The following is a 13,302-nucleotide window of genomic DNA, read 5'->3' on the forward strand; positions in this document are numbered from 1 at the left end:
TGGCCGGTGATCCGGCGGGGCTGGACGCGCTGGTGGCGGAGCTGGAGGAGGAGGGGGTGCGGGTTCGCCGTATCCCGGTGGACTACGCCTCCCACACCTCCCACGTCGAGCTGATCGAGGACGAGCTGACCCGCCTGCTCGCCGGGGTGGAGCCGCGGGAGGCGGTGGTGCCGTTCTACTCCACGGTGGAGGGACGCTGGCTGGAGGGTCCGGAGCTGGACGCCGGGTACTGGTACCGGAACCTGCGGCAGCCGGTGCGGTTCGCCGACGCCGTCCGGTCCCTGGCCGAGCAGGACACCCCGGTCTGGGTCGAGATCAGCGCCCACCCCGTGCTCGCGCACGGCGTCGTCGAGACGCTGGAGAGCGTCGGCGTGCGCGCACACGCGGTCACCGGCACCCTGCGCCGCGACGACGGCGGCCTCGACCGGTTCCTGTACGCCGCGGCGGAACTGCACGTCCGGGGGACCGCCGTCCACTGGACACCGTTCCTGGAGAACGCCCCCCGGCTGCACCCCGGGGAACTGCCCACCTATCCGTTCCAGCACCGGCACTACTGGCTCGCGTCCGCGCCCGCCACCCTCTCGACAGGACCCGCCATGGACATCGACACCAGCACCACCCCCGCGACGACACCGGACACCGGGGACACCGGGGACAGCGACACAGCGGCCGCGTTCGCCCGCCGGCTGCGGGACAGCGCCCCGGAGGAACGCGAAGCGCTGCTGCTCGACTTCGTCCGCGCCGAGGCCGCCGCCGTGCTCGGCCACGAGTCGTCCGACCAGGTCGCCCCGGACGGGGTCTTCTTCGACATCGGGTTCGTGTCACTGACCGCCGTCGCGCTGCGCAACCAACTGCAGACCGGCACCGGGCTCGAACTGCCCGCCCTGCTGATCTTCGACGAACCGACCCCCGCCCTGCTCGCCCACCACCTGGCCGAACTCCTGGCCCAGCCGCAGAACGCCCAGCCGCAGAACGCCCAGGAGCAGCACACCGACGACGAGCCGTCCGCCGTCAGCGGCCGGCCCACGGAAGGGCAGTGAGCGGCATGTTCGACATCGACGTCTACCTCAAGACCCTGGCGTACGAAGGGCCGCGCACCCCCACCGTCGACACCCTGCGCGAACTCCACAAGCGGCACCTCATGACCATCCCCTACGACTCCTCCCTCAACTCCGGCCGCGGCACCTCGCTCTGGGCCGGCGTCGACATCGACCAGGACACCACGTTCGACGCGGTCGTCGCCGGCGGCCGGGGCGGCGTCTGCTACGAACTGAACGGCCTCTTCAGCGCCCTGCTGCGCGGCCTCGGCCACCAGACCGGGGTCTTCGCCGCCGGAATCCGCCAGGCCGACGGCACCTTCGGCCCCGACCTGGAGCACGTCTTCGGCTTCGCCCGCGTCGAGGGCGACATCTGGCTGACGGACGTCGGCTTCGTCGGCCCGTCCTACCTCGAACCGCTGCGCCTGGCCGTCGGCGAGGTGACCACGCAGTCCGGCACCGACTTCCGTATCGTCCTGGCCGACGGCTACCACGTCGTACAGCGCAAGGGACGGACCGGCGACTGGCAGGCCGTCTACCGCTTCCGGCCCGAGCCGCGGTCCTACGCCGAATGGGGCGTCCCGTCGTCCGAACTGGACCGCTTCGCCCGCCAGTTGTCCGGCGCCGGGACCGTGGTGCGCGGCCGGGCCTTCGACCGCGGCCAGCGCATCCTGATCGGGAAACGGCTGGTCACCGTGGACGACGGCCACGAAAGCATGCGCGGCGTCGTGGACCCCGACGACTACGCCCAGGTGCTCGCCGACATCCTGGGCCGCCCCGCGGGGGCGTCATGACCGACGACGCGGCCACCGACACCGACGTCGCGATCGTCGGATACGGCCCCGTGGGCCAGGTCACCGCACTGCTGCTGGCCGCCCGCGGCCACCGGGTCACCGTGCTGGAACGGTTCCCGCGGCCGTACCCCATGCCCCGCGCCGTCTCCTACGACGGCGAGTCCGCGAGAATCCTCGCCGCCACCGGCGCGGACGCGGACATCGCCCCGCACGCCGAGTCCTCCCGCGACTACGTGTGGCACACCGCCGGGGGCGAGACCCTCTTCCGGGTGGACGTCGACGAGCGGGGGCGCTCCGGCTGGCCCGACTCGACCTCGATGTACCAGCCCGGACTGGAGGCCGCGCTGGCGGCCCGAGGCGAGGAATTCCCCGGCCTCCGGGTACTGCGCGGCCGTACCGTGACCGCCCTCGCCGACCAGGGCGACCGGGTCGTGCTCACCGTGACGGGCGCGGCGAGCGCGGCGAGCGCGCCGGGCGCGCCGGGCGCGCCGGGCGCGCCGGGCGAAGAGGGTGAAGAGGGCCAGAAGGCTGTGGAGCGCGAAGCGGGCGCGGGAAGCGGGCACGGCGGCACCCTCACCGCCCGCTGGGTCATCGGCTGCGACGGCGCCAACAGCCTGGTCCGCGCGGCCATCGGCGGCACCGTCACCGACTTCGCCTTCTTCAACGACTGGCTGACCTGCGACGTCGTACCGCACGACGGGCGCGCGTTCGTCCCGAACAACCTTCAGGTCTGCGACCCGGCCCGGCCGCGGACCGCGGTCTCGGCCGGGCCGGGGCACCGCCGCTGGGAGTTCATGCGGCTCGACCACGAGCCCGCCGAGGAGTTCGGCAGCGAGGAGAACGTCTGGAAGCTGCTGTCCCTGTTCGACATCGGCCCCGGCAACGCCACTCTGCTGCGGCACGCCGTCTACACCTTCCAGGCCCGCTACGCGGACCGGTGGCGGCACGACCGGATGCTGATCGCCGGGGACGCCGCCCACCTGATGCCACCCTTCGCCGGCCAGGGCATGTGCTCGGGGTTCCGGGACGCCGCCAACCTCGCGTGGAAACTCGACCTGGTGCTCTCCGGGCGGGCCGGCGACGCCCTGCTGGACACCTACCAGGCCGAGCGGCGCACCCATGTCCGGCACGCGCTGACCATGTCGATGGAGCTGGGCCGGGTCATCTGCCAGACCGACCCGGCCGCCGCCCGGGACCGGGACGCCGCCATGCTGGCCGCCCAGGAACGGGCCCGGCGCGCCACCGTCGGCGCCGCCCGCCCGCGCACCCCCGTGCAGCCGCTCACCACCGGGCTGCGGCACGGCTCCGCCCCGGCGGGCGAACTGGTGCCGCAGGGCCGGGTGCGGGCCGCCGCGGGGGCCGCGGGCCGTTTCGACGACGTCGTCGGCCGCGGCTTCGTGCTGCTCACCACCGAGCCGCCGAGGACGCTGCTGAGCGAGGCGGACCGGGCCTGGCTGGACGGACTGGGCGCCCGGGTCGTCCGGGTGGTGGCCGACGACGGGAGCGAACCCGAGCCGGACAGCGTCGCCGACACCGACGGCGTCTACCTGCCCCGGTTCGCCGCCGCCCGCGCGGTCGCCCTGCTGGTCCGACCGGACTTCTACGTCTACGGGGCCGCCGCCGACCGGGCCGGCCTGGCCGGGGTCGTCACCGCGCTGCGCACCGCGCTCAGCCCCTGACGCGGGACGAACCCCCGCGACACGCGCGGGGGACGGACCCGTCACCGACCCGTCGACACGCGCGGAGGACGGACCCGTCACCGACCCGTCCCCCGCGCCCCGCGTGCCCGGCACCTCAGACCCGGACCGCGTCCCCCCGGACCGGCCGGCGCAGCAGGATCTCCGCGACCAGGCGGGTGAGGTCGAGGGACTGGCGGCCGTTCAGCCGCGGGTCGCACGCGGTCAGATAGCGCTCGGGCAACTGGTCCTCCCGCAGGTCCTCCCGGCCGCCCAGGCACTCGGTGACGTCGTCGCCGGTGAACTCCAGGTGCAGGCCGCCCGGATGGCTGCCGAGCGCCCGGTGCACCGCGAAGTACCCCTCCACCTCGGCGACGATGCGGTCGAAGTGCCGGGTCTTCAGCCCCGACTCCGCGACCTGCGTGTTGCCGTGCATCGGGTCGCACAGCCACACCACCGGGTGCCCGGCCGCCGCCACCGCCTCCACCAGCGGGGGCAGCACCCCGGTCACCCGGTCCGCGCCCATGCGGCTGATCAGGGTGAGCCGGCCCGGCGTGCGGTCCGGGTCGAGCGCCGCCGCCAGGGCGAGGACCTGCGCGGGAGTGGTGCCGGGCCCGACCTTCACCCCGACCGGATTGGCGAGGTGGCGGGCGAGCGTCACATGCGCCCCGTCGAGGTCGCGGGTCCGCTCGCCGATCCACAGGAAGTGCCCCGACAGCCCGTACCCGGCGCGCACCAGCGGAAGTTCGTAGTCGAGGAGCAGCGCCTCGTGGCCGGTGAACAGTTCCGTGCGGGACTCGGCGGCCGTCGCGCGGACCACGGTCAGCGCGGCCTGCGCGCCGGCGTACGCGGTGAGCATCCGCCGCGGGTCGGGGCGGCGGGCCGCGGCGTCCGCCGCGGCGCCGTGCACGATGTCGCCGCGGTAGGCGGGCAGCCCGTCCGGTCCCAGCGCCCGCGAGCGCGGCTTGGCGTACTGCCCGGCGATCCGGCCGACGTGCACCACGGGCAGCGCCGACGCCACCTCCAGCAGCGTCGCGCAGTGCAACAGGACGCGCAGGTTGGCGCGCAGGTGCTCGGGCGTGTTGCCGGCGAAGGTCTCGGCGCAGTCCCCGCCCTGGAGGAGCAGCGCACGGCCGGCCGCGACCTCGGCGAGCCGCGCGGTGAGCTGATCGACCTCGGCGGGCGCGACCAGCGGCGCCCGCCCGCCGAGCGCCTCCCGGACCTCCCGCACCTCCTGTTCGTCCGGCCACCGGGGCTGCTGCTGGGCGGTGCGGCCGGCGAGTGACCGGGCGAGGCCGGGGTCGACACCGCCGTACGGCGAGGACGTCATGGTCATCTTGGTCATCCCGTCTTCCTGAGATTGGCCCACAGATCGGCCGGCAGGTCCTTGCGGCGGCGCACGCCGAGCTTGCGGTAGACGCGCGTGAGGTGCTGTTCGACGGTGCTGGCCGTGACGTAGAGGCGTACCGCGATCTCGCGGTTGGTGTAACCGAGCACGGCCAGCGACGCGACCCGGCGTTCGGAAGGGGACAGCGAACCGATGCCGCTGTCGTACCCGGTGTCCTCGTCGGCGGGCACGGTGCCGTCGAGGTCGCCGGAGACCGACAGCAGCTCCTGGGTGAGCGGCCGCATCCCGCACATGTTCGCCACGTGCAGGGCCTGGCGCAGCAGCACCCGCGCCCGGCGCTTGTTGCCGGCCGCCTGGTAGGCGCGGCTGAGGTCGGTGAGCACCCGTACCTGCTCGTAGCGGTCGCCGGAGGACTCGGTGAGTTCGATGGCCTCGGTCAGCAGCGGTATCCGGCGGCCCGCGGGCGCCGCCGCGGCCAGCAGCCGCAGCGCCGGGCCGCGGACCGAGGGCCGGTCGGCGTCCGAGCGGCTGAGCTGCTCGTGGACCAGTCGCCACGCCTGGTCCCGGTTGTCGAGGTGCAGCCACGCCTCGGCGGCGTAGGTGCGCCACGGCACCGTGCCCGCGGTGTCCAGCCCCCAGCTCCGCACCAGCTCGCCGCAGGAGAGGAAGTCGGCGAGCGCCGCGTGGCTGTGCCCGGCCGCCAGGTGGTGGCGGCCCCGCGCGAACAAGTACCGCAGCCCGTACAGGCTCTGGAACATCGCCTCGCCCACCGCGTGCGTCAGGTGCTTGGCGGCCGCCTGGTGCTCGCCGCGGTGCGTCGCCGCCAGCACCAGCGTGCTCAGCGGCAGTCCGACGGCGATGCCCCAGGCGGCGGGCGGCAGCCGGGTCAGGGCGAGCCGGCAGTTCTCCTCCGCGACGAGCAGCTCGCCGCGGAGCAGGGCGGTCTCCCCGCGCGCGGCGGCGTACCGGGCGGCGGCCGTGGGCAGATCGCGCCGTTCCGCCGTGGTGAGCAGCCGCTCGCTCCACTGCGCCGCCTCGTCGGTGCGCCCCGCGTGGATCAGCACCCGCACGGCCAGCAGCGCGGCCTCCTCGGTCCACAGCGTGCCGGAGCGCAACTGCGCCTCGCGCAGCAGCCGCAGGGCGGGACCGACGACGCTCGCCGTCCGCCCGCCGGTCAGCGCGCCCGCCAGCGCCGCGGCGGTCCCCAGATGCGGGTCGATCCCGGGGACCACCGCGTGCCGCAGTTCGGCGGGCACGCTCGGCGGCCGGCGGCCCTTGGCCAGGGCCGGGTGGGTGTACGCCAGCCAGATCTCGATGTCCCGCAGCGCACCGACCTCGGCCGGTACCCGGCCCCCGGACCGCGCCCGCAGCAGGTCCAGCACCCCCACCGCCTCCTCCCCGCGCCCCAGCCACAGCAACTGCTGTACGACGGCGAGGGCTTCGTCCGTGCCGAGGTGGCCGGCCCGGACGGCGGCGGTCAGCGCCCCCAGATGGCGGGCGGTCGCCGCCGGGTTCAGCTCCCGTTCCGCCTGGACCAGGCGGTGCCGGATCACGGCCCGGGCCTGCTCGCCGGAGGTCGCCCGGTGCGCCAGCCGCAGGCAGGCCACCGCGGCGCGGAGCCGGTGGTCCAGCAGGGCGTGCTCCGCCGCCTCGGTGAGGACGGGCACCGCCCAGGACGGCTGGGTGCTGTCGGCGGCCACCAGGTGCTCCGCCACCGCCTCGGCGCCCGCCCCGGCCTCGTGACGCAGCTTCGCGGCCCGCAGCCGCAGCTCCGCGTGCTCGTACGCGGGCATGTCCTCCAGTACGGCGCCGCGCGCGTCGTCGCCGCGCAGCCTGCCGGAGTCGTCCAGCAGGCCGGCCGCGGTCAGCGACGCCAGGACGTCCCCGACCGTCTCCGCACCGTCGTCGTCCGTGAGCCGGACGAGATCCGCCTCCTGCGCGTCGTCCCCGAGCACCGCCAGCGCCCGTACGATCCGCAGCACGCCCGGGTCCACCCGGTGCAGGCAGCTCAGCAGGGCGGCGCCGTAGCGCGGCGCGGAGCCGGCCCGGCCCTGCTCGGCGAGGGCGCGCAGCAGCAGCGCGTTGCCCCCGGCCGCGTCGGCCAGCTCCGCGCCGGCCCGGCGCACCACGTCCTCGCCGAGTTCCTCGGTGAGCAGGCGCAGCGCGGCCGGGCGGGACAGCGGGGCCAGGTGCAGCCGGTCGACGTGCGGGTGGCGGAGCAGCTCGGCGTACAGCCGCCGCTGTTCCGGCGACGAGGTGGTGCCGTCGGCGAGGATCAGCAGCAGCCGGCTCTGCGGCAGGTGGCGCACCAGGTGCCGCAGGAAGTGCAGGGACTCCTCGTCCGCGTCGCTGATGTCGTCCACGGTGATCAGCAGCGGGGTCTCGGCGGCCGCCGCGAACACCGACCGGGCCAGTTCCCGGCAGGCGTGCAGCAGGGCGGGGGAGGGGGCGTCGCCGGCCGCGGTGGCCGGTGCCGTGTGCGCCATCAGCCGCTCGGCGGGCCCGGTGGACCAGCCGGCGGCGCGGAAGAGCTGGCCGGCCACCCCGAACGGCAGCGCCCGCTCCTGCGCCGAACAACCCGCGGTGACGACCCGGACGCCGTGCCGCCGGGCCGCGCGGCCGGCGAAGGCCCGCATCAGCTCGGTCTTGCCGGTGCCGAGCGGACCTTCGAGGACGACGGCCCGGCCGGCCTGGCGCAGACAGTCGTCGAGCAGGGTGTCGAGGCGGTCGATGTGCACCTCACGTTCCAGCAGCGAAGCCACGTGATAACTCCCGAACTTGTCATTCGTGAGGCCCGGCGGGCACTTGCCGTCGGTCGACGGCTCGGAGAACGGCGGCGCTGCCGGAACCCCTGCCGGGCCGAGAACATCATGTGCGGTGTGCACCCATTGGCCGGGAACCGGCCACCCATGCGCGGTCCATCTCCGGTGCTCTCGGCGGTCGCCGCGGAAATGACGCACCGCGAGAGTTCGGTGTGAAATACGTGACAGTTTCACATCGGCCGCACCGGGAGCCGCCGTTCGAACTACTGTGTGTGGGCATGAGGTGACGGGCCCTCATGCCTGTAGGGTGGGGCGGTTGTCGGGCTGGGGGGAGGCTGACGTTGCGCTTCAACGTGCTGGGATCGCTGGAGGTATTCTCCGGCGACAAGCAGGTGGTGATACGGGGAATGCAGCAGCGCGCGCTGCTGGGGGTGTTGTTGCTCCGCGCCAATAGCGTGGTGAGTACCAGCGAGATAATCACGACGCTCTGGGGAAATGACCGGCCCTCGACGGCACGGAAAATGGTGCAGAACTCCGTGGCCGGATTGCGTCAGGCATTCCGTGGTGCGGCCTCCGCCGACGAACGCGTCGCGCTGGAGACCATGATGCCCGGTTACGTCCTGCGTATCGAGCCGGAACAGCTGGATCTGACGCGATTTCACGAACTTGTCACATTGGGCCGCGCCCGGCTCGCGGCGGGCGACTGGGCCGCCGCCTCCCGGCGGCTGCGCGAGGCGCTCGCCCTGTGGCGCGGCCCCGCCCTCGCCGACGTCGCCGACGGCGTCACCTGGCCCGAACTGGCCGTGCTGCGGGGCACCCGGCTCGCGGTCTACGAGGACTGCTTCCAGGCCGAACTGGCGCTGGGCCGCGACGGCGAACTCGTCGACGAGCTGGAGACGCTGCTGGAGACCGAGCCGACCCGGGAACGCCTGGTGGCCCAGCTCATGGTCGCCCTCTACAACTGCGGACGGCAGCCGGAGGCACTGGCCCGCTACCGGCGCGCCCGGGACGTGCTCGCGCACCGCTTCGGACTGGAGCCCGGCCGCGGTCTGCAACGCCTCCAGCAGGCGATTCTCAGCCACGACCCCGCCCTGGCCCTGCAACTCGTCGGCACCGGCCCCGCCACCGCCGTCACCCCGCCCCGCGCCCTCGCCCCCACCCGCGCCGCGGCCCCCGCCCCCGCCCCCGTCCCCGTGCAGCCGCCACCCCCCGCGCAGCCCCCGCCGCCGCCCGCGCCCAGGCCCGCGGCCGCGCCCGGCCCCGCCAAGCCCGCGCGGCCCTACCGCGCCTCCTGGGAACGCGTCGAGTGCCGGCAGGCCAGCGTCGTGATGGTCCGCACCCGCTGGACCACCCCCGACGGGCACGCGCCCTCCTCCGGACGCATCGACCACGCCGTCAAGGAACTGACCGGCGCGGTCCAGGAAGAAGCCGCTCCCTACGGCGGCCTGGTGCGCAGGGCCTTCGGATCGGTGTGGGTGATCGTCTTCGGCGCGCCCCGCGCCCACGAGGACGACCCCGAGCGCGCCGTGCGCGCCGCCTTCGCGCTGCGCCGCCGGCTGACCCCGCTCACGGCGGGACCCGGCGACGGCGAACGGCCCGCCGTCCACCTGGCCGTCGGCACCGGCGAGATCGTCGTGACCTACGACGACAGCGCCCCGGAACCGGTCGAGGTGACGGGTGAGGTGCTGGACTCCTGCCACCAGTGGCTGCTCCAGGTGCCCGCCGGGCAGATCTGGGCGTGCGAGGCCACCGCGGCCGCGGTCGGCCCCCTCTTCGACGCCGCGCGGGTGGCCGGCGTCCCCGGCGTACGGCGCCTGAGCACCGGCAGGCCGCACGCCGCGCCCCCGGCCGCCCGGCCACCGTTCCTCGAACGCACCCGCGAACTGGAGATGCTGCGCGGCGCCTACCAGGACGCCGCGCTCCGCCGGCTGCCGCACCTGGTCACGGTCCTCGGCGAACCCGGCATCGGCAAGACCCGACTGATCGAGGAGTTCACCGAGACGCTGCGCACCGGCGAACCGCAGGACGGCACCGGAGGCGTCCCCCGGGTGCTGCACGCGGCCACGCCCGCCTTCGACGCCCACACCCCCTACGAACCGCTGGCCGGCCTGATCCGCGGCTGCGTCGGCGTCCGTCCCGGCGCCGCCGGGGCGCTCGTCCTGCCCGCGCTCACCGAGATGGTGGCCCGCCTGCTGCCGGACGCGCCCGACGCCGACCGGGTCGTCGCCGCCCTCGCCGCCTGCCTCGGCCTGCCCACGCCCGCCACCTCCCCGGAGGGCCCCGGCGGCGGACACGAGGCGGTGCCCCGCGAGGAGGTGCTCGACGCCGTCCGGCGCGTCCTGGAGGAGACGGCGGCCGAACGCCCCCTGGTGGCCGTCCTCGACGACTTCCACCGCGCCGCCGACTTCGTGCGCAGCTTCGTCGAGGACCTGACCGTCCGGCTCGGCCCGGTGGGCCTGCTCCTCGTCGTCGGCGCCCGCTCCGAACTGCTGCGCGCCTCGCCCGGCTGGGGCTGCGCCAAACGCCGCTCCGCCCTGGTCACCGTGGCGCCGCTGTCCGGCCTCGCCACCCACGCGCTGATCGAGGCCACCGCCGGCCGCCGCCAGGACCCCGCCGACGACCCCGGCGCGCTCGCCGACGGCAACCCCCTCTTCGTCCAGGAGTACGCCCGGGCCGGCACCGCGGACGTACGGCGCCGGCCCGCCCACCCGCCGGCCGTGCGCGCCGTCACCGCCGCCCAGCTCGACACCCTGGACGCCACCGCCAAGTCGGTGCTGCGGGACGCGGCGGTCGTCGGCGAGACCCTGTGGCGCTCGGCGGTCGCCGCCGTCAGCCTCCGGGAGTCCGAGGAGGTGTCCGGCGCCCTGGAGTACCTGGAGATGCGCGACCTGCTGCGGCGGGTGCACCGCAGCAGCATCCCGGGCGACCTCGAATACACCTTCCGCTACCCCGTCACCCGCGACGTCGTGCTCGGCCAGTTGCCCGGCCGGGTCCTCCTCGAACGCCATCTGCGGGTGGCGAACTGGGCGTCCCTGCTGGACTCCGTCCGCCCGGACCTGCTCGCCCACCACCACGACCGGGCGATCACCCTCGCCGAGGCCGACGGCGCACCGGTGGAGGCCCTGGACCGGCAGGCGTGGGAAGCGCTCGTGGCGGCCAGCGCCAGAGCCGCCGCCGCCGGGGACGACGCCCGGGCGGCGCGCTGCCTGGACTACGCCCTGGACCGCTGTCCGCCGGGCGAACCCGAACGCGTCTGGCTGCTCACCCACCGCGGGCGCATCCTCGACAGCCTCGCGGAGCGCGGACCGCGCGGCGGCGCGGCGCTGCGCACGGCCGGCCGGACGGGCTGACCACCGCCCGCCCGGCGGTCGCCGCCCTCACACGCCGACGTGTCCCGGCGCGGGCAGCGACGGGGCCAGCGCCCGCACCCGCGCCAGCGAGCCGATCTTCTCCTTCACGTCGGTGAGGTTGTTGGTGATCATCAACTCGTCGGCCCCGGTGCGCTCCAGCAGGCCGGTCAGGGCTCGCCGCACCTCGTCCGGATCGCCGACCGCCTGACTGGCCAGCAGCGCGTCGCCCGCCGCCCGCTCGGTGTCCGCCCAGTGGTACGCCTCGGCCTCCGCCAGGGAGGGCAGCGGCACCGCGGGCGAGGAACCGCCGAGCCGCAGCACCGGGAAGAGCGCGGGGTCGGCCAGCCGCCGGGCCTGCTCGGACGTCTCCCCGCAGATGGTGAACACGGTGACGATCGCGTGCGGCCGCTCCGCCCGCGCCGACGGCCGGAAGTTCTCCCGGTACGCCGCCAGCGCCTCCTCCGCCCCCCGGGAGTTGAAGAAGTGATGGGCGAACGCGTACGGCAGACCGCGCCGCCCCGCCTCCGTCGCGCTGCGCACACTGGCGCCCAGCGACCACGCCCGCGGCGCCACGGGCGGCCGGGGCAGCGCCTCCAGCCGCTGGTAGGGGTGGCCCTCGGGGAAGCCACCGTCGAGGAAACCGAGGAGTTCCTCCAGGGTGTCGGTGAACTCGTCGTCCGGCGCGCGGCGCAGCGCGTGGGCGAGCACGGGGTCCGCCCCCGACCGGCCGATGCCCAGGTCGACCCGGCCGGGGAAGAGGGTCGCCAGGGTGGCGAAGGACTCGGCGACCGCGTACGGGGCGTGGTTGGGCAGGATCACCCCGCCCGCCCCGATCCGGATGCGCTCGGTGCGCTGGCCGATCGCGGCCAGCAGGACGGCGGGCACCGAACTGGCGATGCCGTGCATGCCGTGGTGCTCCGCCACCCAGAACCGCTCGTAGCCCAACGCGTCGGCCGCCGAGGCGAGTTCCCGGGCGCCGGCCAGGGCGGCGACGGGACCGCCGGCGGTGTCGACGGAGGCGATGTCGAGAACGGACAAGGGGATCGTGGTACTGCTGCTCATTTCCGGTTCGCTCCTTAGCGGGTCACGCGGGTCACGCATACCAGGTCGGTTCGGGTGTCTCGCCACGCAGGACGTGCCGGCCCACCGTGCGGCGGTGGTCCGTGGCCGGCTCGTGCACCCGCAGGGCCTGCACGTCACGCCAGAACCGGTCCAGGCCCCCGGCGGCCCGCGCGCCGGTCGCCCCCACGGCGCGGAACACCCCGCCGGTGATCTCGTCGGCGGCCTCCGCCGCCTGCTCGGCCAGCGCGGCCACCCGCACCGCGTGCCGGCCGCGCTCCTCCGCGCTCACCCGGCGCCGCCGGGCGTGCAGCTCCCCGGACTCCTCGCCGACGGCGTCGGCCAGCGCCTGCACCGCCCACAGCCGGGCCGTCAGCGCCCCGTACACCCCCGCGGAGACGTCGGCGGCCGACACCGAGGGAGGAGCGTCCGACCACTGGCAGCGGAGGTACTCCTCGGCGGCCCGCAGCGCCCCGGCGGCCGTACCGATCAGCACGTTGGCCCGGGCCAGCCGCAGGGTGGGGGTGAGGAAGGTGTTGTAGACCCGCGGCACGAACGTCTTGTCGACATGTCCCAGGGCGCCGGTCCACGGTATGTTCGCCCGGTTCGCGACGACCGTGCCCGCCGCGACCGACCGCAGCCCGAACTCGGCGGGTTCCGGCTCGAAGTGGAGCCGCTCGTGGTTGCTCATCGCCAGCGCGCTGACCGGTACCTCCCCGTCCTCGGGGAAGCCCTCCAGCATGGTGATGTCCGAGACCTGGTGCCCCAGGGCACGTTCCAGCCGCCCGTCGAAGAGCATGTCCCCACCGGTGTCGGAGATCACCAGCGGCGCCGACCGGGGCCGGTCCGAACCGCTGAAGAACCAGCGGGCCCGGGTCGCCACCTCGCCGATGTGCTGGATCTTCTCGTCGGTGCCGATGAACTCCGCGATCCACAGCCACACGTAGTGGTGGGCGAGCAGTGTCCCGATCGAGGCGTCGGCGGCGGCCACGGTCCGCACCACCCGGTACGCGAGCGGCCAGTCCTGCCCCCCGCCGCCGTACTCGACCGGGCCGAGCAGCGTCACCAGGCCCGCTTCCTTCAGCAGCCGGATCTCGGCCACCGGCGCGGTGCCCTCGCGGTCCCTGCGGCCCGCGCCGGGCGCCAGGTGCCCCGCGACCGCCTCGGCCCGCCGCAGCCACTGCGCGGCCCTGTCCGCGGCCGCGAGCGGATCGGTGCGGACCGGGTCCTCGGCCGTCTCGGCGAGGCCGGGACCCACTGTCGTCTCAGGCATCGT

The 13,302-nt window shown here is 75.3% G+C and carries 8 protein-coding genes; 4 read left to right on the forward strand and 4 right to left on the reverse strand.

Annotated features, from left to right (window positions below; all coding sequences use genetic code 11):
- The 3 genes from ABEB00_RS32570 to mhpA form a co-directional block, all read left to right on the forward strand.
- Positions 1 to 1,040 (forward strand): acyltransferase domain-containing protein (locus tag ABEB00_RS32570; RefSeq protein ID WP_345624298.1); only part of this gene is annotated, 1,040 nt, incomplete at its 5' end.
- A 5-nt stretch (positions 1,041 to 1,045) separates the two neighbouring features.
- A complete protein-coding gene (locus tag ABEB00_RS32575) occupies positions 1,046 to 1,831 on the forward strand; it encodes an arylamine N-acetyltransferase family protein (RefSeq protein ID WP_345624366.1) in 786 nt (261 codons plus the stop codon).
- Positions 1,828 to 3,510: a bifunctional 3-(3-hydroxy-phenyl)propionate/3-hydroxycinnamic acid hydroxylase MhpA gene (gene mhpA / locus ABEB00_RS32580; RefSeq protein ID WP_345624299.1), complete on the forward strand. Its 1,683-nt coding sequence runs from the start codon at positions 1,828 to 1,830 to the stop codon at positions 3,508 to 3,510. The genes ABEB00_RS32575 and mhpA overlap by 4 nt, the downstream gene beginning before the upstream one ends.
- Before the next feature lie 115 nt (positions 3,511 to 3,625).
- Here the strand turns inward: mhpA and ABEB00_RS32585 are convergent, their stop codons facing one another.
- Together ABEB00_RS32585 and ABEB00_RS32590 are read right to left on the reverse strand one after the other, a co-directional pair.
- Positions 3,626 to 4,852: a 3-deoxy-7-phosphoheptulonate synthase gene (locus tag ABEB00_RS32585; RefSeq protein ID WP_345624300.1), complete on the reverse strand. Its 1,227-nt coding sequence runs from the start codon at positions 4,850 to 4,852 to the stop codon at positions 3,626 to 3,628.
- A complete protein-coding gene (locus ABEB00_RS32590; protein ID WP_345624301.1) occupies positions 4,849 to 7,617 on the reverse strand; it encodes an AAA family ATPase in 2,769 nt (922 codons plus the stop codon). Before ABEB00_RS32590 ends, ABEB00_RS32585 begins: the two co-directional genes overlap by 4 nt.
- A 536-nt stretch (positions 7,618 to 8,153) precedes the next feature.
- Here ABEB00_RS32590 and ABEB00_RS32595 point away from each other — a divergent pair.
- Positions 8,154 to 10,967 (forward strand): BTAD domain-containing putative transcriptional regulator, encoded by a 2,814-nt coding sequence (locus tag ABEB00_RS32595; RefSeq protein WP_345624302.1) that lies wholly within the window; start codon positions 8,154 to 8,156, stop codon positions 10,965 to 10,967.
- Between the two features lie 27 nt (positions 10,968 to 10,994).
- Here the strand turns inward: ABEB00_RS32595 and ABEB00_RS32600 are convergent, their stop codons facing one another.
- Positions 10,995 to 12,029: an LLM class flavin-dependent oxidoreductase gene (locus tag ABEB00_RS32600; RefSeq protein WP_345624303.1), complete on the reverse strand. Its 1,035-nt coding sequence runs from the start codon at positions 12,027 to 12,029 to the stop codon at positions 10,995 to 10,997.
- 31 nt (positions 12,030 to 12,060) lie between these two features.
- A complete protein-coding gene (locus ABEB00_RS32605) occupies positions 12,061 to 13,299 on the reverse strand; it encodes an acyl-CoA dehydrogenase family protein (protein WP_345624304.1) in 1,239 nt (412 codons plus the stop codon).
- Positions 13,300 to 13,302: the final 3 nt, after the last annotated feature.

Origin of the sequence: Streptomyces ziwulingensis (assembly GCF_039542605.1) — a bacterium.
Lineage (GTDB): Bacteria > Actinomycetota > Actinomycetes > Streptomycetales > Streptomycetaceae > Streptomyces > Streptomyces ziwulingensis.